General features: G+C 69.8%; 22 protein-coding genes. 10 read left to right on the top strand and 12 right to left on the bottom strand.

Going from position 1 to position 20,987, the window contains the following annotated elements; genetic code table 11:
• Window positions 1-51: 51 nt before the first annotated feature.
• Together SK854_RS41585 and SK854_RS41580 are read right to left on the bottom strand one after the other, a co-directional pair.
• Complete coding sequence (locus SK854_RS41585) at window positions 52-1,464, bottom strand: MFS transporter (protein ID WP_319980645.1); 1,413 nt, start codon at window positions 1,462-1,464, stop codon at window positions 52-54.
• Between the two features lie 54 nt (window positions 1,465-1,518).
• The gene (locus SK854_RS41580; protein ID WP_319980644.1) at window positions 1,519-2,280 is read right to left on the bottom strand and encodes a glycerophosphodiester phosphodiesterase; all 762 of its coding nucleotides are present in this window, start codon (window positions 2,278-2,280) and stop codon (window positions 1,519-1,521) included.
• Between the two features lie 252 nt (window positions 2,281-2,532).
• Between SK854_RS41580 and SK854_RS41575 the strand changes: the two genes are divergently transcribed.
• The 3 genes from SK854_RS41575 to SK854_RS41565 all read left to right on the top strand — a co-directional run bounded on the left by SK854_RS41575 (window position 2,533) and on the right by SK854_RS41565 (window position 5,607).
• The gene (locus SK854_RS41575) at window positions 2,533-2,874 is read left to right on the top strand and encodes a hypothetical protein (protein WP_030466128.1); all 342 of its coding nucleotides are present in this window, start codon (window positions 2,533-2,535) and stop codon (window positions 2,872-2,874) included.
• A gap of 72 nt (window positions 2,875-2,946) precedes the next feature.
• On the top strand, window positions 2,947-4,947 hold the full coding sequence (locus tag SK854_RS41570; RefSeq protein ID WP_319980643.1) for a putative bifunctional diguanylate cyclase/phosphodiesterase: 2,001 nt from the start codon (window positions 2,947-2,949) through the stop codon (window positions 4,945-4,947).
• Between the two features lie 51 nt (window positions 4,948-4,998).
• Entirely contained in the window at window positions 4,999-5,607 is a 609-nt protein-coding gene (locus SK854_RS41565; protein ID WP_319980642.1) for a VOC family protein, read from the top strand.
• A gap of 16 nt (window positions 5,608-5,623) precedes the next feature.
• On the opposite strand, the gene SK854_RS41560 is transcribed toward SK854_RS41565, so the two are convergent.
• Window positions 5,624-6,088, bottom strand: a complete 465-nt coding sequence (locus tag SK854_RS41560) for a PPOX class F420-dependent oxidoreductase (RefSeq protein WP_319980915.1) — start codon at window positions 6,086-6,088, stop codon at window positions 5,624-5,626.
• A gap of 10 nt (window positions 6,089-6,098) precedes the next feature.
• Between SK854_RS41560 and SK854_RS41555 the strand changes: the two genes are divergently transcribed.
• Window positions 6,099-6,941 carry an alpha/beta fold hydrolase gene (locus SK854_RS41555; RefSeq protein ID WP_319980641.1) on the top strand — a complete coding sequence of 281 codons (843 nt, stop codon included), beginning with the start codon at window positions 6,099-6,101 and terminating at the stop codon, window positions 6,939-6,941.
• 22 nt (window positions 6,942-6,963) lie between these two features.
• Here the strand turns inward: SK854_RS41555 and SK854_RS41550 are convergent, their stop codons facing one another.
• Together SK854_RS41550 and SK854_RS41545 are read right to left on the bottom strand one after the other, a co-directional pair.
• Complete coding sequence (locus SK854_RS41550; protein WP_319980640.1) at window positions 6,964-7,095, bottom strand: hypothetical protein; 132 nt, start codon at window positions 7,093-7,095, stop codon at window positions 6,964-6,966.
• A 45-nt stretch (window positions 7,096-7,140) separates the two neighbouring features.
• A complete protein-coding gene (locus SK854_RS41545; protein WP_319980639.1) occupies window positions 7,141-8,397 on the bottom strand; it encodes a GGDEF domain-containing protein in 1,257 nt (418 codons plus the stop codon).
• A 151-nt stretch (window positions 8,398-8,548) separates the two neighbouring features.
• On the opposite strand from SK854_RS41545, the gene SK854_RS41540 reads away from it, so the two are divergent.
• Window positions 8,549-8,704 carry a hypothetical protein gene (locus SK854_RS41540; RefSeq protein WP_319980638.1) on the top strand — a complete coding sequence of 52 codons (156 nt, stop codon included), beginning with the start codon at window positions 8,549-8,551 and terminating at the stop codon, window positions 8,702-8,704.
• A 53-nt stretch (window positions 8,705-8,757) separates the two neighbouring features.
• Here the strand turns inward: SK854_RS41540 and SK854_RS41535 are convergent, their stop codons facing one another.
• The 3 genes from SK854_RS41535 to SK854_RS41525 are packed head-to-tail and all read right to left on the bottom strand — an operon-like array spanning window position 8,758 to window position 12,953.
• Window positions 8,758-9,966, bottom strand: a complete 1,209-nt coding sequence (locus tag SK854_RS41535) for an MFS transporter (RefSeq protein ID WP_319980637.1) — start codon at window positions 9,964-9,966, stop codon at window positions 8,758-8,760.
• Between the two features lie 3 nt (window positions 9,967-9,969).
• Window positions 9,970-11,454 carry a carboxylesterase/lipase family protein gene (locus SK854_RS41530; RefSeq protein ID WP_319980914.1) on the bottom strand — a complete coding sequence of 495 codons (1,485 nt, stop codon included), beginning with the start codon at window positions 11,452-11,454 and terminating at the stop codon, window positions 9,970-9,972.
• Between the two features lie 5 nt (window positions 11,455-11,459).
• Window positions 11,460-12,953, bottom strand: coding sequence for a carboxylesterase/lipase family protein (locus SK854_RS41525; protein ID WP_319980636.1), 1,494 nt, complete (start codon window positions 12,951-12,953; stop codon window positions 11,460-11,462).
• 138 nt (window positions 12,954-13,091) lie between these two features.
• Between SK854_RS41525 and SK854_RS41520 the strand changes: the two genes are divergently transcribed.
• Genes SK854_RS41520 through SK854_RS41505 form a run of 4 tightly spaced genes read left to right on the top strand, consistent with a single transcriptional unit; the run spans window position 13,092 to window position 16,471 of the window.
• Window positions 13,092-13,748: an HAD family hydrolase gene (locus tag SK854_RS41520; protein WP_319980635.1), complete on the top strand. Its 657-nt coding sequence runs from the start codon at window positions 13,092-13,094 to the stop codon at window positions 13,746-13,748.
• Window positions 13,745-14,749 carry a phosphotransferase family protein gene (locus SK854_RS41515; RefSeq protein ID WP_319980634.1) on the top strand — a complete coding sequence of 335 codons (1,005 nt, stop codon included), beginning with the start codon at window positions 13,745-13,747 and terminating at the stop codon, window positions 14,747-14,749. The genes SK854_RS41520 and SK854_RS41515 overlap by 4 nt, the downstream gene beginning before the upstream one ends.
• Window positions 14,749-15,960, top strand: a complete 1,212-nt coding sequence (locus tag SK854_RS41510; RefSeq protein WP_319980633.1) for an acyl-CoA dehydrogenase family protein — start codon at window positions 14,749-14,751, stop codon at window positions 15,958-15,960. Before SK854_RS41515 ends, SK854_RS41510 begins: the two co-directional genes overlap by 1 nt.
• Window positions 15,961-15,964: 4 nt before the next feature.
• A complete protein-coding gene (locus tag SK854_RS41505) occupies window positions 15,965-16,471 on the top strand; it encodes a GNAT family N-acetyltransferase (protein WP_319980632.1) in 507 nt (168 codons plus the stop codon).
• Here SK854_RS41505 and SK854_RS41500 read toward each other — a convergent pair.
• The 4 genes from SK854_RS41500 to SK854_RS41485 are packed head-to-tail and all read right to left on the bottom strand — an operon-like array spanning window position 16,468 to window position 20,342.
• Window positions 16,468-16,821 carry a VOC family protein gene (locus SK854_RS41500; protein ID WP_319980631.1) on the bottom strand — a complete coding sequence of 118 codons (354 nt, stop codon included), beginning with the start codon at window positions 16,819-16,821 and terminating at the stop codon, window positions 16,468-16,470. The genes SK854_RS41505 and SK854_RS41500 overlap by 4 nt on opposite strands.
• Before the next feature lie 9 nt (window positions 16,822-16,830).
• Entirely contained in the window at window positions 16,831-17,544 is a 714-nt protein-coding gene (locus SK854_RS41495; RefSeq protein ID WP_319980630.1) for a poly-gamma-glutamate hydrolase family protein, read from the bottom strand.
• 60 nt (window positions 17,545-17,604) lie between these two features.
• Entirely contained in the window at window positions 17,605-18,453 is an 849-nt protein-coding gene (locus SK854_RS41490; RefSeq protein WP_319980629.1) for a S66 peptidase family protein, read from the bottom strand.
• Window positions 18,450-20,342, bottom strand: coding sequence for a prolyl oligopeptidase family serine peptidase (locus SK854_RS41485; protein ID WP_319980628.1), 1,893 nt, complete (start codon window positions 20,340-20,342; stop codon window positions 18,450-18,452). The genes SK854_RS41490 and SK854_RS41485 overlap by 4 nt, the downstream gene beginning before the upstream one ends.
• Window positions 20,343-20,420: 78 nt before the next feature.
• On the opposite strand from SK854_RS41485, the gene SK854_RS41480 reads away from it, so the two are divergent.
• Complete coding sequence (locus SK854_RS41480; RefSeq protein ID WP_319980627.1) at window positions 20,421-20,987, top strand: DUF3090 domain-containing protein; 567 nt, start codon at window positions 20,421-20,423, stop codon at window positions 20,985-20,987.

The following is a 20,987-nucleotide window of genomic DNA, read 5'->3' as shown; positions in this document are numbered from 1 at the left end:
AAAAGGGCGGTGCCGCTGGGAAAGCGGCGCCGCCCTTGGCCGGAGTGGACGTCAGACGAGTGCGGGTTCGTTGTTGCCGACGGCCTTGATGGCGCGGCGGACGGGCACGAAGATCAGCAGGACGAAGCCCGCGACGAAGAAGATGATCAGGGCCAGGATGGCGGGCCGCAGGCTGCCGGTGGCCTGGCCGACGCCGGCGAAGACCAGTGGGCCGAGCCAGCTGGTGGAGCGTTCGCCGACCTCGTAGAGCGAGAAGTACTGGGCTTCGCGGCCGGGCGGCACCATCTGGCTGAACAGGCTGCGAGACAGGGCGTTCGTGCCGCCGAGCACGATGCCGATGCCGGCTGCGACGAGGTAGAACGACGTCTCGTCGCCCGCCTTGACGAAGAAGGCGGCGGTGATCACGACGATCCACACGACCAGGGAGCCGAGGATCGTCTTCTTGGCGCCGATGCGCTTGGCGACGAAGCCGTGCAGGACGCCGCCGACGAACGCGACGAACTGGACGATGAGGATCACGGTGATCAGCGTCTGCTGTTCGAACTTGAGCTCGACGCTGCCGTACTGGGCGGAGACGTTGGCGACGGTGGCGATGCCGTCGGTGTAGATCAGGTAGGTGCCGAGGAACGCGAGCGTGAGCGGGAAGGCCTTGGCCTGCCTGAGGGTCGTGCCGAGTTCCTTGAAGCCGGCGGAGATCACCGAGGCGCCGTGCTCGGCGCCGTGCGGTCGCTGGTGCTCGGTGAGGGCGCGCAGCGGGATGATCGTGAAGGCGGCCCACCAGATGCCGGAGATGACGAACGCGATGCGCGCGGCGTCGCCGGAGGTGATGCCGAGGGAGTCCGCCGAGAGTGTGATGCCGAGCTGGATGGCGAGGGCGACGCCGCCGCCGAGGTAGCCGAAGGCCCAGCCGCGGCTGGAGACGGCGTCGCGTTCGTCGGGGGTCGCGATCTCGGGCAGGAAGGCGTAGTAGACGACGACGCTGGCGCCGTAGCAGATGTTGGCGATGATGAAGAAGACGACGCCGAGTTTCCAGTTGGTGCCTTCGACGGTGGCGAGCGCGATGGTGGCCGCGGAGCCGGTGAAGGCGAAGAAGCCGAGCATCTTCTTCTTGTTCTGGGTGCGGTCGGCGATGGCGCCCATGACGGGCAGCACGAGGACCTGGACCACGGTGGCGATGGAGAGCAGGTAGCCCCACAGCGAGCCGGAGGGGAACTGCAGGCCGAGGATCGTGACGTCGCAGTGGTCGAAGGCGTTGTCGTTGGCGCACGGGTTGGCCCCGTTGAGCGCGCTGTCCGCCTTGGCCGCGTTGGTCGCGATGCTCGTGAGGTACAGCGAGAGGAAGACGGTGATCACGGACGTGGGGAACACGGAGTTCGCCACGTCGTACCAGACCCAGCCGCGTTGTTCTTTCTTGCGGCGCCCGGCGTTGTTGGCGTCGGCGGCGTCGTCGCCCTTGACCTTCATGTCGGCGGACTGTACTTGTCCGCCGACACGGCCGATGATCGACTGTCCAAGCTGTTACCAGCTGTTGCGGGACCGGAGAACTTCGCGCAGGACGTCGGGCCTGTCGGTGACGAGTCCGTCGACGCCGAGGTCGAGCAGGGCGCGCATGTCTGCTTCGTCGTCGATGGTCCAGACGTGCACTTCGAGTGCCCTGCGGTGGGCTGCCTGGACGAACTTGCGGTCGACGATGTGCAGGCGTCCCTGGCTGACGGGGACCTGGGCGACCTGGCCGCGGACGGCGAGTCCTGCCAGTGGGATGCGGCCGGCGGCCCAGAGCGCGCCGGCGGAGCGGGGTCCCATGGAGGTGAGGAGCTCGGGTCCGGCGATCTTGCGCAGGCGGGCGAGGCGGTTGTCGGAGAAGCTCGCGAGGCAGACGCGGTGCAGTGACTTGGCTTTGCGCAGCAGGGCGATGATCGGTTCGACGGCGCTTTCGGACTTGACGTCGATGTTGAAGAACGTGTCGGGGAGTTCTTCGAGGACGTCGGCGAGGCGGGCGATGGGTTCGCGGCCGCCGACGCGGGCGTGCTGGACCTCGGTCCAGGGGAGTTCGGAGACGATGCCGTGGGCATCGGTGGTGCGGTCGAGGGTGTGGTCGTGGTGGACGACGACGACGCCGTCGGACGTGGCGTGGACGTCGGTCTCGATGTAGCGGTAGCCCTCCTGCACGGCCCGGCGGAAGGAGCTCAGCGAGTTCTCCATGCCGGTGAGGTCGTCGACGTGCCAGCCGCGGTGGGCGAAGGCTCGGGGGCGGTGGCCTGCGAGGTAGGGATGTGTCACGGGAGGTGAGTGTGCCTTCCGGCGGTGGCTCGGGGGTGGACGGTGGGTGGCGACACACTTTCTTCTTTTTCTCTATTGTTTCAGTGTGGTCTGAAACTAGGTTTCTCGGCGGTCGAAGCGACGGAAGTTGATCAAACCCCTCCAAAAACGAGCACCAACGACCATGCGGGTAGTGTCCGGTTCCCTACGAAGGTCGGGCTTTCTGGCGCGTCGCTGGAGACCGCACACCGCTATTCGCTACCGTCGCGCGCCATGGAGCGCTCCATGGAGGCGGATGAGCCCAGGCACTGTGCGTGGTGCGGGAGGCGGTTGCCGGGGAGTGGGAGGATCGGCCGGCCGCGGAGGTACTGCGCGCAGCCGTGCCGTCAGCGCGCTTACGAGCGCAGGGCGGCGTTGCAGCGTGGTGGTCTGCCGGAGGACGCGGTGGTGCTGAGCACCGCCGAGCTGGCGGATCTGCAGGACAGGTTGTTCCAGCTGCGGTGCGCCGCGGAGGATGTGGTGACGGCGGCGCAGGACGGGGCCGAGAACGACGAGCTGAGGAAGCTGGCCGCGGAGCTGGTGGAGTCGGCGAAGGGTTTGGAGCGGCTGCGATAGCCGTTCGCACAACAGCGAACTGACCGGCGTAGCGGGTTGCTTACGTCCGGTGATCGGACGATCATGACGCGCGTGACCTCCTACTGCCGCACGGTGCTGGACCGAGCGGGTGTCGGCTATGCCGTGACGGACTCGCGCGGGAACCTGTTGTGGTGCAACCGCGCGTTGGGTGCTGTGCTGGGGGTTCCGGTCGAGCAGGCGTACGGCCGGTCGTTGCCCGCGTTGCTTCCGGGGGTGCCGGAGGTGCCGGCGCCTGTTCGTGAGGTGCTGGTGCCGGGTCCGAAGTGGCTCGAGGTGCGGTGCTCGCGGCTGGGTGACGACCTGATGTACGAGGTCGTGGACGTGTCGGCGTGGCGTGATCGTGAGTTGACGGTGACGCAGGAGGCGGACGCGTTGCGCCGGGCTCAGGCTCTGGGGCGAATGGGGACGTGGGAGTGGTCGATCCGCGAGGATCGGGTGACGTGGTCGGACACTCTGCTGGAGATGTTCGGGTTCGCGGCGGGGACGGCGTTCGACTTCGAGCTGTATTCGCAGCTGGTGCATCCGGACGATCTGCCGATGATCGAGGAGACGCTGGACGCGGCGCTGAAGACGGGTTCGGTGTTCACGTACACGCATCGGATGTTGCGGCCGGACGGCAAGGAGCGGGTGTTCGAGTGCTTCGGTGAGGTCGTCGTCGGTGATGACGGGACTCCGTTGCGGGCGTTGGGTACGGCGCACGACGTGACGCAGTCGTCGCGGGTGCATGACGAGCTCGTGAGGATGGCCGAGCAGGATCCGTTGACGGGTCTGCCGAACCGCAGGGCGCTCACGCGTGCGTTGGAGCAGGAGCTGGCGAACAACGGTTCGGGTGCGCTTCTGGTGCTGGATCTGGACAACTTCAAGGATGTCAACGATCTGCGCGGGCACGCGGTGGGTGACCGGGTGATGCGGATGCTGGCGTCGGCGTTGCAGTCCCGTTTGGGTGACAGGTTGATCGCTCGTCTGGGTGGTGACGAGTTCGCGGTGGTGTTGCCGGGGGCGTCGCCGAAGGACGCGTCCGAGGTGGCCGATGGGTTGCGGGACGCGGTGGCGGGTTTTCCGCTGGCGGGGATCGGGACGCCGGCGCGGATCACGGTGAGCACGGGGCTGGCGGAGTTCGGTCCGGGGGATTCGTGGGAGCTGGTGCTGGCGAACGCTGATCTGGCGTTGTACGCGTCGAAGGCGGCGGGCCGGGACCGGGTGACGGTGTACGAGCCGAACCACTACGCGGACACGGTGAAGCGGGTCAGTGTCCTGGACCGGTTGCGGGCGGCGCTGGCGGGTAACGGTCTGGCGCTGTACGGCATGCCGATGGTGGAGCTGACGACGGGGCAGGTGCTCGGTCACGAGTTGTTGTTGCGGCTGGAGGATCAGCAGGAGCCGTATCTGGGTCCGGCGGACTTCCTGCCGGTGGCGGAGCGGTCGAACCTGATCCTCGAGGTGGACCGGTGGGTGCTGACGACGGCGATCGACGCCCTCGTGGCGCAGCCGGATCCGCGGTTGCGGTTCAACGTCAACGTCTCGGGGCGGACTCTGGAGGATCCTGACTTCGGGAACTTCGTGCTGGACAAGCTGGGTTCGGCGGGGGTGGCGCCGGGCAGGCTGGGTCTGGAGATCACGGAGACGGCGGCGGTGACGAATCTGGACGCCGCGGTGACGCTGGCGACGCAGCTGCGCAGTTTCGGGTGCCGGATCACGCTGGACGACTTCGGTTCGGGGTTCGGGTCGTTCGTGCATCTGAAGCACCTGCCGATCACGGGCATCAAGATCGATGGTGAGTTCGTGAAGGGCATCGAGACCAGCGAGGCCGACGCGGTGCTGGTGTCGGGGATCGTGCAGATCGCCAACGGGCTGGGGTTGTCGGCGGTCGCGGAGTGGGTGGAGCGTCCGTCGCAGGTGGACGCTTTGAAGCGGTTGGGTGTGCGGGTGGGGCAGGGTTTCCACCTCGGCAGGCCGATCCCGTTGCGTGACGTGGTGAGTGCGGAGCGCATGCCGCCGAATGGCGCATTGTCGTCTCAGGTGGTCGGAGCAGAGGATGGGGCGCGCTCCTGATCCGCGCCCGATGGGATTTCCGTGTCGTCTTGTGGTCTTCGTCGTCTTGAGTTGAGCGTTGCCGAGCCCGAGTTGTCGGTGGATTTCTTCGCCGGTGTTCTCGGGTGGACGGTGATCGCGGAGCCTGGTGGGTCGTTCTCGGGCTGGGTGGGGGACAGGCTTGCCGCTCAGGTCGTTGCGGGGGAACGGGGCTGGCGCGTGGTCTTCGGTGGTGACGAGGCGCGTGAGCTGGTCGGGAATTCCTCTGTGGACTCCGGCCGGGTTCTTCATGGTCCGTGGGCGCCACCGCCTCGGCATGGTGAGCCGTGTTGGGTCGAGTTGATGGTCGAGGCGCCGGACGACGAGTTCTGGACGGGGGCGCTGGGCTGGGAGGCCAGGCCGGCGACGGAGGACTTCGTGCTGTTCACGTCGGCGCGTCATGGTGATCCGCGTTCGGTGGCGGGACGGCTCACGACCACGCGTGCGCAGGGGTGGCAGACGTACTTCGCCGTGGACGATCTCGCGGCGGCGTGCGCGAAGGTGTCCGAGTTGGACGGTCGTGTGCTGCTGGAGCCCACGACCGTGCCGACCGGGGTGATCGCGTCGATCGAGGGCCCGCACGGCGGCTCGTGTGTGTTGCTGGAGAAGCCGGCGGGCTGGGGCGGGACGTGGTCCAGCTAGGCGACGGCCGGTGTGCTCAGGCGTCCAGTTCTGGTGGGAAGCCGCCGGTGGCGATGGGGCCCCAGCGGTCGATGGTGATCCGGATGAGGGACTTGCCCTGGCGGAGCATGGCGGCGCGGTATTCGTCCCAGTCGGGGTGTTCGCCCGCGATGCAGCGGTAGTACTCGACGAAGTCCTCCAGTGCTTCGGGCAGGTCGAGGACTTCGGCGGTGCCGTCGATCTGGACGTAGGCGTCGTTCCAGTCTTCGGAGAGCACGCAGATGGTGACGTTGGGGTTGCGGCGGGCGTTGCGGACCTTGGCGCGTTGCGGGTAGGTCGCGACGACGATGCGGCCCTGGGTGTCGACGCCGCAGGAGACGGGGGAGACCTGCAGTCCGCTGGTGCTGGTGCGGTGGGTGATGAGGACGCCGTGGTGGCGGGTGGAGAGGAACTCGAGCAGCTGCGGCCGGTCGACGAGGTCGGCCGTGGCGATCTTCGGCATGATGTGCAGCATGGCACGCTTCACCTCGTTCGACGGCACGGAACTCGCCTATCGAGAAGCAGGGGACGGCGTCCCGCTGGTGGTGCTGGCGGGTGGTCCCGGGCGGGCGTCGGAGTATCTGGAGACGCTCGGCGGGCTGGACGCGTCGCGGCGGCTGGTCGTGCTGGACAACCGGGGCACGGGGGCGTCGGACGAGCCGGCGGATCCGTTCACCTATCGGCGCGACATGCTGGTGCGGGACGTGGAGATGCTGCGCCGCCACCTGGGCCTGGACGTGGTGGACGTGCTGGGTCACTCGGCGGGTGCCGGGATCGCGATGGGGTATGCGGCGGACTACCCGGACCGTGTCGGGAAGCTCGTGCTGCTCACGCCCGCGTTGCGCAGCGTCGGGTTGTCGCCGGAGCAGAGCGACTGGGACACGTTCCTGGCGACCCGTGCCGGTCAGCCGTGGTTCGAGACGGCGACGGCGGCGCTGGAGCGCAACGCGGCCGGTGACGACTCGGTGCAGAACCGGGTGGCGGCGTCGCCGTTGCTGTACGCGCGGTGGGACGAGCGGGCCCGGGCTCACGCGGATGCGGAGCTGGGGCAGTGGAAGTACGAGGTGGCGCTGGGCTACAACGCGGAGGGTGCGTTCGTGCCGGGTGTGCTGCGGCGGGCCATCGCGGACTTCGGGCATCCGGTGCTGGTGTACGCGTGTGAGGTGGACCCGATCTCGCCGGTGCGGCGGTGCGCGGAGCTGGCGGGGCTGTTCCCGGACGCGACGTTGTTCGTGCACGAGGGTGTGGGGCACTACCCGTGGGTGGAGGACCCGGAGACGGTGTCGTCGCGGATCGGGGAGTTCCTGGCGGGCTAGCGGGTCTCGTCCAGAGCCGGGCTCAGGCTTGCGCGAAGGACTCACGAAGGTCGAGGTCACCGAGCGCGGCGGACATCGTTCCTTCTGCGGCGAACCGGTACAGCGAGGTCTGGTAGATCCCGTTGAGGGTGGCCGGCACGACAGTCACCAGCACGGCGCCGGTTCTGGCGTGCTCGCCGCACAGCGCCGTCAGCCCGGCCTAGCGGGCGGCGGCGGTGGCGACGCGGTCGCGGCCGTTGTTCTTGGCCTGGTAGAGGGCCTCGTCGGCGGCCAGCAGCAGCGGGCTGAGGTCGGTGGCGGTGTCGGGGAACACCGAGGCGCCCACCGAGCCGGTGAGGCCGGTGATGACGCGGGTGTTGCCGAGGCGGTCGATGACCTCGACCTCGAGGCGGGCGATGTCGAAGCGGATGCGTTCGGCGGTGGCGCGGACCTCGGTGGTGCCGACGCCGGGCAGCAGGACCGCGAACTCCTCGCCGCCGAAGCGGCCGACGAGGTCGTAGGAGCGGACGGCGTGTCTGAGGGCGTCGGCGACGGCGCGCAGCACGCGGTCGCCGGCGAGGTGGCCGTAGGTGTCGTTGATCTGCTTGAAGTGGTCGAGGTCCAGTATCAGGATGCCGACGGTGGAGACCAGGCGGCGGGCTCGGGCGATCTCGCGTTCGGCGACGTCGTGCCAGAAGGTGGCGTCGACCAGGCCGGTCTTGCTGTCGGTGCGGGCGGCGACGCGGAACTGCGGCAGCAGCAGGCCCATGTGCAGGGCCAGGACGGTGAGCAGCAGGATCGGCGAGAGCCACGGGCGGGCGGTGGCGATGATGGCGATGCCGGAGCCGAGGCCGACCGACGCGGTGACGATGAGGACGTCGGAGGCGTGGCCGAGTGCTGTCTTGAGCGGGTTCTCGGGGTTGGTCATGATGATCGCGCCCACGACCAGGGCGTAGTTGACGAACCAGTAGAGGAATCCCGCGATCACGAGTGCTATGAGGCCGCGTGGTCCGTCCAGTTCGGACGGGGTTGAGGCGGAGAACATGGCCAGGACCCATTGCGCTGCGGCACAGCCAAGTACGACAGTGGCCGCGGAGAACAGTTTCCGGTAGAGAACGGCCCGGCGCTCGTACACCCGCAGCCACGCGTGCAGGTAGATGGTCACGACCATCAGGACGACCAGTGGCATCGGGAGAACGAGCACGCCCGCGAATTGCCACACCGATTGCATCTGCGCGTGAGGGACGCCCTCAGAGGAGATTTCGCGGATGCGTTCGATTCCGCGCGCCGCTTCCAGGTGAATGAGCGCTGCCGCGGTGAGGGCCGCGAACCAGGCCCAGTGGCGCACCTCGACAGGGGTAAGCCGTGCGGTCGCGAGCGTGACGAGTGCCGCGAGCACGGCAATCGTCACGACGTAGGTCAGCACGACAGGAGGAAGGGACCATAACTTCCACCGGCGCGGGTCGAGCCTAGGCACGCTGCCACCCCCACCGAAAACCATCAGGAACAAACCACTGTAGCTACCGGGTCACGCGAAGTCGTGGCTCCATGTGGGGGACCTCACCCCCGAGCAGTCCTCGTGTTTTCACCCCTCATTGCACACCCCGCATTCCCACAAGGAGACGGTCATGATGAACCGCGCGCTGTCCACCGACTGGACTTTCACCTCCACTGACTGGACCTTCGCGAAGTCGACGGACTGGACGTTCAGTTCCGGTTCGACCGACTGGACGTTCGTGGCGTCGACGGACTGGACGTTCGCGTCGACTGACTGGACCGTCTGAGTCCTTGTGAGATCGTGGTGGCGCAGGAGGGTGCTCGCCGGCACCCTCCACCGTCACGGTGACGTTTGTGGTTGTCCGGCCTGGGCGTAGGCCTGTTTCCACTCCCACGCCGCACCCGCCGCCGCCAGCACCCCGACCCCCGCGATGATCGCGACGACGTGCGGTACCGGCCACCAGTGCGCCGCCGCCCCGGCCGCCGCGATCCCGAGTCCCTGCGACACCCGCAACGCCGTGACGGCCAGGCCGAACGCCTGCCCGCGCGTGGCGTCGGGCACCGAACGCACGAACGTCGCGTTGGCGAGCAGCTGATACCCGCTCGCCGCCCCCGACAGCCCGAGCAGCACCAACGTCCACGCCAGCCCAGGAGACAACGCCATCGGCAGCAGCACCGCGCACGACACGACCGACAGCACCGGCATCCACCGCAGCCCGCGCCCGGACGGCACGCGCGCGAGCACCACCATGCCCAGCGCGGTCCCGGCCGACACCACGCCGAAGATCGCCCCCACGGCCGCGGGACCCGCGCCGAGCTGGGACGCCAGCGGCGCGGCGAGCGCTTCGGCGGGAATGTAGAAACCGGACACGCAGGCGAGCGCGACCAGCGCCCGCAGCCGCCGATCACCCCACACCAGCCGCGCCCCGCCGAGCAGGTCGGCCGGCCACGCCCGCACGTGCGGATGGCGCGGCGCGGGCCGGTCGAGCAGGAACACCGCCACCAGCAGTGCCGACACCGCGAACGTCACCCCGTCCGCGAGCAGCACCGGCCCCGGCCCCAGTGACGCCACGAGCACGCCGCCGCCGAGGAACCCGGCCACCTGCGCGGCCTGCGTGACGGTGTTCAGCACGGCCTGGGCCAGCGGATACCGTTCGTCGGGCAGGATGTTGGGCAGCAACGCCGCCCGTGCGGCCCCGTGTGGCGCGCCCGCGAGCTGCACCGTCACCAGCAGTGCCGCCAGCACCCACAGCGGCAGCCCCGGCACCGCCATCACCAGCAGCAGGGCCGCGCGCACGAGATCCGCGGCCACCATGACCTTCTTGCGGGCGAACCGGTCGGCGAGCCCCGAGAGCAGAGGCCCGCCGAGCAGGTCCGGCAGGAACGTCAACGCGTAGGTCAGCGCTGTGAGGCCCGCGCTGGCGGTGCGGTCGTAGACGTGCACCGTCAGCGCGACCCTGGCGAACTGATCCCCGGCCACCGACACCACGTGCGCCACGAACAGGGCGCGGAACTCGCGATCGCGGGCGAGTCCGCGGTAACCGGGCATGAGCTACAGAATGGACGACCAGAACCCGCACTGGTGATCCAGGGCGAAATCGGTGCCGCCGATCGCTCCGGGAGCCAGCGACTGCACCTGCGAACGCCAGCCCGGATCACCGGTGCGCGCGAACCGGCCCCACGCCGCGATCATGTAGTCCGAGACCTCGCGCTGTTGCGGCGTCAAAGTCTGGCCCATGTCGAACAGCATCAGCAGCTCGGAGCCGTGATACGCCCCGTACTCCGGGAACGGCGGAAAGCCCGGGAAGATCATCGGCACGTCCGGGTCGGCGAATTCGTACCCCGACACACGGGCACGCCGCCCCAGCTCGCCACGCGCCGTCTGCGACGGGCACGCCCATCCCTTGTCGGTCAGCAGCTCGGCGATCTCGTCGCGCGCGTCCCCGTTGCCGTTGACCGGATACCGCGCCGCGACCTCGTCCGCGTCTCCCGCTCCGAACAACCAGACCAGTTGCTCCTGGTAGGACGTCTCGGGCACCGGCTGCGGCCAGAACAACGGCGCGAACAACGTCATCTCGTCGTGCGTGGACCCCACCAGCGTCGGAACGTGGTGCATCCGGCCCGTGCGTTGCGCGACGATCGGATCGATCGGCAACACCGCCGTGTCGTAGGACGGCGAGGCGAACTGGTCGTGCACCGTGAGCAGCTTCTCGACCGGCTGCGCCCGCAGGCACGCGAGGTCAGCGCACCCGAGCACGCCGACGCCCGCCTTTTCCGTGTCGGCCCGAGCACGCCACACGCCGGTGAACTCGCCCGGCGCGGTCAACGCCGGCAGGTGCAGCCCGCACGGTCCGGACTGGATGATCGCCTTGGCGAACAATCCGGCTGCTCGCGGTGACGCCAGCTGCGCGCACACGCTCAGACCACCCGCGGACTCGCCGAACACCGTGACGTTGCGTGCGTCGCCGCCGAACGCGCGGGCGTTGCGCTGCACCCACTTCAGCGCCGCCTGCTGGTCGGCCAGCCCGAACGCGCCCGACCCGGGCAGTCCCGGATGGCCGAAGAACCCGAACACGCCGAGCCGGTAGTTCACGGTGACCACGACGGCGTCGTTCTTGCTCGCCAGCCACGCCGCGTCGTACATCGACGCCGCCCCGGCCGTGAATCCGCCGCCGTGGATCCACACCATCACCGGCCGCGGCCGTGCCGCGTTCTTCGCCGGTGTCGTGACGTTGAGGTAGAGGCAGTCCTCTGTCTCCGACGACGGCTGCCCCAGCTGCGAGTTCTGCGCGCAGAACGGTGCGGGCGTCGTCGCGTCCCGCACCCCCTGCCACCGCGCGGCGGGCTGCGGATCCCTCCAGCGGTTCGCGCCGACCGGCGCGGCGGCGAAGGGGATGTTCCCGAACGTCCGCACCGCCTCGGTCACCTTGCCCCGCACGGCACCCTTGTCGGTGCGCACCACCGCACCACTGTTCGCGGCGGCAGGGCTCACGATCACCGCACACGCCATCACGGCGGCCACGACCGCCGGCACCATCGTTCTCACAACGCCCTCCAGAACTCGCACTGGTGATCCTTCGAGAAGTCCGCAGGCCCGACCGCCCCCGCGGCCAGCGACTGCACCCCGGCCCGCCAGCCCGGATCACCGGTGCGCGCGAATCGGCCCCACGCCGCGATCATGTAGTCCGACAGCTCCCGCTGACCCGCCGTCAGCCCCACCCCGAAGTCGAACAGCAACGGCAGCTCGGAAGCGTGAAAAGCCTTGTAGCCGCCGGGAAACGGCGGCAGGCCGGGAAAGAACACCGGCACGTTCGGGTCCGCGAACTCATAGCCCGACACCCGCGCGTGCCGATCCAGCTCCGTGCGCGTCACCGCCGACGCGCACGACCACGACTTGTCCGTCAGCAGCCGCGCGATCTCGTCCCGCGCGTCACCGTTGCCGTTGACCGGATACCGCGCCGCCACCTCGTCCGCGTCTGCACCGAACAACGCGCCCAGCGCAGTCCCGTACGCCGCTTCAGGCACGGGCTGAGGGAAGGTCTCCGGCACGAACAACGTCATCTCGTCGTGCGTCGTGCCCACCAACGTGGGCACACGGTGCATCCGACCAGTGCGTTGGGCGACGATCGGATCGATCGGCAACACCGCCGTGTCAAAGGCGGGGGAGGTGAACTCGTCGTGCACCGTCAGCAGCTTCTCGACCGGCTGCGCCCGCAGGCACGCGAGGTCGGCACAGCCCACCGTGCCCACACCCGACTGCTCCACCTCGGCGCGCGGCTTCCACAGGTGCTCGAACGTCCCCGGCTCCGTGGGCGAGGGCGCGTCGACCCCGCACGGCCCGGACTGGATGATCGCCTTCGCGAACAACCCCGCCGCCCGCGGTGACGCCAGCTGCGCGCACACGCTCAACGCGCCCGCCGACTCCCCGAACACCGTCACGTTCCGCGCGTCACCGCCGAACGCACGGGCGTTGCGCTGCACCCACCGCAACGCCGCCTGCTGGTCCGCGATCCCGAACGTCCCCGAGCCGGCGAGTCCGGGGTAGCCGAAGAACCCGAACACCCCGAGCCGGTAGTTCACCGTCACGACCACGGCGTCGTTCTTGGTCGCCAGCCACCGCGCGTCGTACATCGACGCACCGCCGCTGGTGAACGACCCGCCGTGGATCCACACCATCACCGGCCGCGGCCGCGCCGAGTTCCCCGCCGGAGTGGTGACGTTCAGATAGAGGCAGTCCTCCGTCCGCGAGGGCGGCTGCCCCAGCCCCGCGCCCTGTGCGCACATCGGCGCGGGCGTCGTCGCGTCCCGCACCCCCTGCCACGGAGTCACCGGCCGCGGATCCCGCCACCGGTTCTCGCCGACCGGCGCGGCAGCGAACGGGATGCTGCCGAACGTGCGATACGTACTGGTCACCGTCCCGGCGACCGCACCCTTGTCAGTCCTGACCACCGCTCCGCCGTCCGCCTGGGCGGCGGGGACCTGGGTGAGAGCGAGCGTCATCGCGGCGGCCAAAGCCACCGTCACAGTCCTGGCCATGTGAACCCCCTTCGGGCTCGAACGTATCGAGGTCCGCGGGGCCCGGGAACCGCATAAAGAGAACTCGCCCCATCCTCCGAAAGTCGCTGCCGCGATCACCGGTTGCCGACATACCGACCGGTCGGTACCCTCCGAGTCGTGGGTGACACAACGCTTCCGCAACAGCCACTGGTCGACGCGCTGATCTTCGACTGGGGCGGCGTCCTGACGGTCTCCGTGCCCGAGTTCGTCGGCGCCTGGCTGCACGCCGAAGCCATCGACCGCGACGTCTACAGCCGCATCATGCGCGAGTGGCTCAGCCGGGAGGCGCTGCCGGACAACCCGGTGTTCCGCCTGGAGACCGGTGAGCTGACGGTGCCCGAGTTCGAACGGCTGCTGGCCGCCGAGCTGATCACCACCACCGGCGCCAGGATCGACGAGACCGGGCTGCTCAAACGCATGTTCGGCGGCGCGACGCCCGACCCGGCGATGGTCGAGCTCGTCCGCAAGGCCCGCGCCGCCGGCCTGCACACCGCGCTGCTGTCCAACAGCTGGGGCGAGGGCTACCCGAAGGACCTGCTCGTCGAGCTGTTCGACACCGTCGTGATCAGCGGCCGCGTCGGCCTGCGCAAACCCGACGAGCGCATCTACCGTCACACCCTCGAGCGGGTCGGTGTCCCCGCCGGGCGCGCGGTGTTCTTCGACGACGCGCCGATCAACGTCGAGGCCGCCCAGTCCGTCGGCATGCACGCGCTGCGCCACACGAGCGCTGAGAGCACCCGCGCCCACCTCGCCACCCTCGGAGTGAACCTGTGACCGACCTTCCCGGCCTCGACCTGCAGGCACTGGCCGCACACCTGGGCACGGGCCCGCTGACCGGCGAGCTGTTCCGCGGCGGACGCTCCAACCTCACCTATCGCGTCAGCGACGGCACGCGGACCTGGGTGCTGCGCCGCCCGCCGCTGGGGCACGTGCTCGCCACCGCCCACGACATGGCCCGCGAGTTCCGCGTCATCTCCGCGCTCGCGAACACCACCGTCCCCGTGCCCGGCGCGCACAAGCTCGTCGAGGACACCTCCGTCATCGGCGCGCCGTTCTACCTCATGGAAGAAATGCCCGGCGCCGCCCTGCGCGAACGCTCCCAGTGCCCGTGGATCACCCCGGACATGGCGCGCACGCTCTCGGAACGACTCGTGGACGTGCTCGCCGACCTGCACTCCGTCGACCCCGCCTCCGTGGGCCTGGAGGACTTCGGCCGCCCCGAGGGGTTCCTCGCACGGCAGGTCAAGAGGTGGGGCAAGCAGCTCGACGCCTCCCGCAGCCGTGACCTGCCCGGCATCGACGAACTGCGCGACAAGCTCGCCGACACCGTCCCCGACTCGCCGCGCGCCGCGATCATCCACGGCGACTACCGCCTCGACAACGCCCTGGTCACCCAGGACCCCCTGGCCATCAGCGCCGTCCTGGACTGGGAGATGGCCACCCTCGGCGACCCCCTCGCCGACCTCGGCCTGCTCTACGTCTACTGGGCCGGCCTCGGCGCGGACAACGACCCCATCACCGGCGGTGTCACGTCCCTTCCCGGGTTCCTGAGCGCCGACGAACTCGTCGCCCGCTACACCGCCCGCACCGGCACCGACACCTCCGGACTGGGCTGGTACATCGCCTTCGGCTACTTCAAGCTCGCCGTCATCGTCGAAGGCATCCACTTCCGCTTTGCCAGCGGCAAGACCGTCGGCGCCGGCTTCGAAAAGCTCGGCGCCTTCACCGTTCCCCTCGTGCGGCAGGGACTCGCCGCCGCCCACAAGGAGCTCTAATGGACTTCGCCTACGACGCCAAGACCGAGGAACTGCGCACCAAGCTCCTCGCGTTCATGGACGAACACGTCTACCCGGCCGAAGCGGTCCTCGAACAGCAGCTGCACGACGCCGCCGACCCGTGGGAACGCCAGCCGATCCTCGAAGAGCTCAAGGCAGAAGCCCGCCGCCAGGGCCTGTGGAACCTCTTCCTCCCGGACCCCGAACACGGCGCGGGCCTGACGAACCTGCAGTACGCGCCGCTCGCCGAGATCACCGGCCGCAGCCCCCACCTCGCGCCCGAAGCGCTGAACTGCGCAGCCCCCGACACCGGCAACATGGAAGTGCTCTCCATGTTCGGCACCGACGAGCAGAAGAAGCAGTGGCTGCAGCCCCTGCTCGACGGCGAGATCCGCTCCGCGTTCTGCATGACCGAACCCGAGGTCGCCTCCTCCGACGCCACCAACATCGCCACCCGCATCGAACGCGACGGCGACGACTACGTCATCAACGGCCGCAAGTGGTGGTCCTCGGGCGCGATGAACCCGAACTGCGCGATCTTCATCGTCATGGGCAAGACCAACCCCGACGCCGAACGTCACCGCCAGCAGGCGATGATCCTCGTCCCGCGCGACGCCGCCGGCGTCACCGTCAAGCGAGCCATGCACGTCTTCGGCTACGGCGACCACGCCCACGGCGGCCACGCCGAGATCGAGTTCGTCGACGTCCGCGTCCCCGCGTCGAACCTCATCTCCGGCGAGGGCGAGGGCTTCGCCATCGCGCAGGCCCGCCTGGGCCCCGGTCGCATCCACCACTGCATGCGTCTGATCGGCATGGCCGAACGCGCCCTCGAACTGATGTGCCGCCGCGCCTCGTCCCGCGTCGCGTTCGGCAAGCCCATCGCCGCCCAGGGCGTCGTGCACGAGTGGATCGCCGAATCCCGCGTCCGCATCGAACAGGCCCGGCTCCTGGTCCTCAAGACCGCGTGGCTGATGGACACCGTCGGCAACAAGGGCGCCCACACCGAGATCCAGGCCATCAAGATCGGCACCCCGTCGATGACCGAATGGGTCCTCGACAAGGCCATCCAGGCCCACGGCGGCGCCGGCGTCAGCCAGGACTTCCCGCTCGCCGAACTCTGGGCCGCCACCCGCACCCTGCGCCTCGCGGACGGCCCCGACGAGGTCCACCGCATGTCGCTGGCCAAGCGGGAGCTCAAGAAGTACCTGTAGACGCATGGATGTCACGCGAGGCGGGCCGGCCGACGTACCGGCGATCATGCAGATGCTCGATGACGCGCAGGACTGGCTCGCCTCGCAGGGCCGCAGCGGACAGTGGGGAACCGACCACTGGTCCGCTGCCCCGGCCGGCGTCGAACGGATCACCCGGCTCGCCACCACCGGCACCGTGTGGCTGGGCGTGATCGACGACGTGCCCGCGGGCACGATCATCACCTCGACCACGCCACCCGACTACGTGCCGCCCGCCCCCGAACCCGAGCACTACGTGTCCCTGCTGGTCACCGCACGCGCGTATGCCGGCCACGGAGTCGGCGCCGCGCTGCTGGCCCACGCCCGCGCCGAAGCCCACACCGCCGGAATCGGCCTGCTGCGCGTCGACTGCTACGACGGCGACGACCACCGCCTCGTCGGCTACTACGAGCGGCAGGGCTTCACTTCGGTCTCGGCCTTCACCGCCCGTGACGGCACCTGGCCCGGCCGCGTGCTCGCCCTGCGCGTCTAGAGGAACAGGCAGAACGGGTGCCCGTCAGGATCGATGAGCACCCGCACGTCCTCCTGCGGCTGCACCGCGGCGAGCACCGCCCCGCACCCCAGCGCGTGCTCGACCGCCGAGTCCAGGTCGTCCACCTCGACGTCCAGGTGCTGCGACGCCGTCTGCCCGCCCTGCACAGCGGGCCACACCGGCCTGCGGAAACGCTCCTCGCGTTCGAAGTTCAGCGTCAGCCCGCCGGGCACCCGCACCTGCGCCCAGTCGTCCTCGACCGTCCCCACGGACGTGCCGAGCAGCCGGGCGTAGAACGCGGCGAGCTCCGCAGGCTGTGACGTGCCGACCGTGACCGCTGCAAGACGCACGCCTCGACGCTAGTTGTTGAGGGCCTCACGTGCCGCCACAGCCGCACGGCAGGCGTGCACGAAGTCCCAGAACACCTCGGTCGTCGTGTGCCGCCGGCCGGGCCGCGAGTTCTCCTCGAACATCGCCGTGCGCAACGGAGTCGTCAGCTCCAGCTGTGCGCCCTGCCGCGAACGGGTCCGGTTCGCGATGTTCGCCCGGTCGAAGCCGCCCAGGATCGGGTGGTCCACCGCGTCGACCGTGTGGAACCCCGCCCGCCGCAGCCGCGTCAGCAGCTCCAGGCGCAGCAACGCGTCCCGCCCGCCGACCAGCACCGCCCGGTCGTGGTCCTCCAGACCCGCCGCGGCCGCCGTGCAGCCGTGCAGGCCCAACGCGTGCGAGGCACCCGACACCAGCGTGCGGGCCACCCGGTCGTCGCAGTTGGACGACGTCACGTGCAGCTCGTCGTTCGAGGCCGTGCGCAGGCCCTCGAACATCCAGTAGTCGTGCGTCTGACCGATCGGCACCCGTGTACCGGGGTGGAAACCCGCGACCGCGAGGCACAACTCGGACGTTCCGACCTCGATACCGCCGCCGTGCGGGGCGAGGACGACCGACGGCGTACGGGGCCGGTGCCGCTTGAAGCGACGCCGGTAGTCCACCCGTTCCACCAGTCGGGGATCGGCGTAGAGGTCGGAGTTGGACGCGTAGACGTCTAACGCCGCCCACTGAGGCTGGGGTCTCATGGCGGCCGGAAGCGTACCCGGCGTCACCCGGACGGCCGCCGCCCACCGGGTGACCCCCACTCAGACCAGCGTCAACGTCCCCGCGCCCGCGTCGAGCTCCGCCCGCACACCCAGCGGCAACGACCACGACCCCGCGCAGTGCCCGAACCCGGCCTCACCGAGGATCGGCACCCCCAGCCCCGACAACCGGTCGGTCAGCACCGCGGACACGTCACCGCAGTCCGTCCACGACCCCAGCACGATTCCCGACACCGGCTCGAACCAGCCCGCCCGCAGCAACTGCGTCAGGATCCGATCCAGCCGGTACGGCTCCTCCCCGATGTCCTCCAGCAACGCGATCGCCCCCGCCGCGGGCGGCTCCCAGCGCGGCCCGCCCACCGACGCCGCCAGCAACGCCGCGTTCCCGCCCGTGAGCACCCCACGCGCCGTACCCGGCACCACGGGCGTGCCCGTCGTCCACGACCGTGTGCCCTCGAACAGCAGCTCACGCAGCCGTGCCTGGGCCAGCGGATCGCCGACGAAGTCAGCGGTGCCCGGCATCGGCCCGAACACCGTCGGCTGACCGACCGCGTTCAACTCGGCGTGCAGCACCGTCACGTCCGACGAACCCACGAACACCCGCGGCGGCAAGTCCTTCCACGGCACCAGGTCCGTCATCCGCAGACACCCGTACCCGCCGCGCACGCAGAACACCGCCGCCACGTCCGAACGCCACGCCGCCACGAACTCGGCGGCCCGCGCCTCGTCCGACCCAGCCAGATACGGCAACGACCACGGCGCCACCACCGGCGCCGTGACCTCCAGGCCCCACGACCGCAGCACCCGCACGCCCGCGTCGATCTTCGAAGCCAGGGCCGGGCCGGCCGGGGACACCAGCGCGACCCGATCCCCGGCGGACAGCAGACTCACTCGGACAGTTCCAGCACCGGCACACCCGGCGGGGTGAACCCGAACGCCTGCCCGTAGAACGACAGCTCCGCCTCCAGCGCCGTCTTGATGTTCTCGGCCATCCGGAAGCCGTGCTGCTCACCCTCGAACGTGATGTACGCGTGCGGGATCCCCGACCCGGCCAGATCCGCGGCGAACCGGTCCGCCTGCTCCGGCGGGCAGATCTCGTCCTCCAAGCCCTGCAACAACAACACCGGACCCGACACCGACCGCGCCTTGTTCGACGGCGAACGGTCCCGATAGCGGTCCGCGGCCTGCGGCAGCGTGCCGACCAGACCCTCGACGTACCGCGACTCGAAGTCGTGCGTCTCGCCGCCCTCCGACGTCCACCCCGCCAGATCCAGGATCGGGAACGCCACCATGCCGCACCGGTACACGTCGGTCGAGGTCAGCGACGCCGCCGACGTCCAGCCACCCGCCGAACCACCCCGGATCCCGAGGCGCTGCGGATCCGCCGTGCCCTCCTTCGCGAGCTCCTGGGCCACGAACGCGCAGTCCTCCACGTCCACGACACCCCACTGCTCACGCAGCCGCTCCCGGAACGCCCGCCCGTAGCCCGTCGAACCGCCGTAGTTCACCGCCACCACACCGATGCCACGGCTGGTGAAGTACGCGATGTCCGTGTCGAGCTTCGGCAACGCACGCCCCGTGGGCCCGCCATGCACGTGCACCACGTACGGCGGCAGTTCCCCCTCGGGCCCGGCGAAGTCCGGGTTCGACGGCGCGTACACGTACGCGGGGATCTCGCCGAACATCCGCTCCACCGGCACCGGCAGATACGCCGACTCCGAGGAAGACACAGTCTCCGTGCCGGTCAGATAGGTGAGTTCACCGTTGGACAGGTCCAGACGCACCACGGCGTAATCCGAGGTCGGCCCCGCCGCACCGCAGATCACCACGCCATCGCGCACCGACAGCTCCGACGCCCACGTCGGCAGATCCGTCTGCACGTCGGTCACCGTCGCGGAACGCTCGTCGAGCACCGCCAGCTGCCCCGAGCGCACCACCAGGTACCGGCCCGGCGACAGCGTCGCGAACCAGCGGTTGCCCAGCCTCCACATCGGACCGCCCAGCTCCTCCTCGCACGGCGCCAGGTTCTTGCGCGTGCCGTCGGGGGAGACGCGGAACAGGTTCCACCAGCCGTCCGGGTCGGTCAGCGCCAGCAGGGAGTCGCCCTCCCACTCGAACTGGCACACCGCTTCGGTCCGCGACCCGGCCACGACCTGGTGCTCGGAGGAGCCGACCTCGGCCACGCACAGTTCGGTGCCGTCCCACGGCATCTGCGGGTGGTCCCAGCCGATCCACGCGAACCTCGTGCCGTCCGGGCTGATCTTCGGGCCGGTCATGAAGTGGTGCGAGGCACCGAGAACCCGGATCTCACCTGAGCGGGTGATCGCCACCAGATCGCGGCGCACATCGGTGCGCGCCTCACCCGTGACGGTCTCCCGCACGCACCACACCTCGCCGTCCGGGCCCGCCGACAGATCCGAGTAGCGCACCCCGTGGTGCCGTTCCGGCTCGGGCGTCAGCGGCGCGGGTTCGGGAGCGTCGGGGTTGAACACGTACACGCGCTGGTCGTTCCAGTGCGTGAACGCCACCCTGTCGTCCTCCAGCACCACGAACGGCCGTCCGCCGTACTCGTGCACCCGGTTGCGGGCGTTCCACGGCGCGGGCAGCACCTCGACGCCGTCGCGCACCAGCGCCACTCTGCCGCCCTGAGCCGCCCGGCTCTCCGCCCACCACACCTGCTCACCGTGCAGGTCGGCCCACTGGAACCCACCCCCCGGTTTGGAGGTGTCGCCGGCGCTGATCGGCGAGGTCCAGGTCCCGTACGAAGCGATCTTCACCACAACCCGACCCTATACGCGGAGTGTTTGGTGGGGGAGGACCTGCCGACGATCTCCGCGTGGCCTAGGGTCGTATCTGCCATGGCTCGTGTCATTCACGTATTCCGCGCACCCGACCGTTTCATCGCAGGAACCGTCGGGCAGCCCGGCGACCGCACCTTCTACCTGCAGGCCTCAGAGCAGAGCAGGTTGATCAGCGTCGCCCTGGAAAAGCAGCAGGTCCAGGTCCTCGCCGAACGCATCGGCTCGTTGCTCGAGGAGGTGCACCGCCGCTTCGGCGCCGACGTCCCCGACGACGCGCCGCCCGACGACCTCGACACCCAGCCCCTCGACGTGCCCGTCGAGGAGGAGTTCCGGGTCGGCACCATGGGCCTCGGCTGGGACGCCGAGTCCAAGGCGGTCGTGATCGAACTCCTCGCGATCTCCGAGGAGGAGGTCGACGAGGCCGTCGTGCTCGACGACACCGAGGAAGGCCCCGACGCCGTGCGGGTCTTCCTGTCGCCGTCGGCCGCCCGCGCCTTCGCCGAACGCGCCGACCGCGTCATCAACGCCGGCCGCAAACCCTGCCCCCTGTGCGCCGAACCGCTCGACGCGGACGGCCACATCTGCCCGCGGCAAAACGGGTACCGCCGCACCGAAGAAGACTGA

It is taken from the genome of Lentzea sokolovensis (assembly GCF_033949975.1).
Classification (GTDB): Bacteria; Actinomycetota; Actinomycetes; order Mycobacteriales; family Pseudonocardiaceae; genus Lentzea; species Lentzea sokolovensis.
The sequence above is the reverse complement of the archived record's forward strand: the minus strand, read 5'-3'. Positions and strand labels throughout refer to the sequence as shown.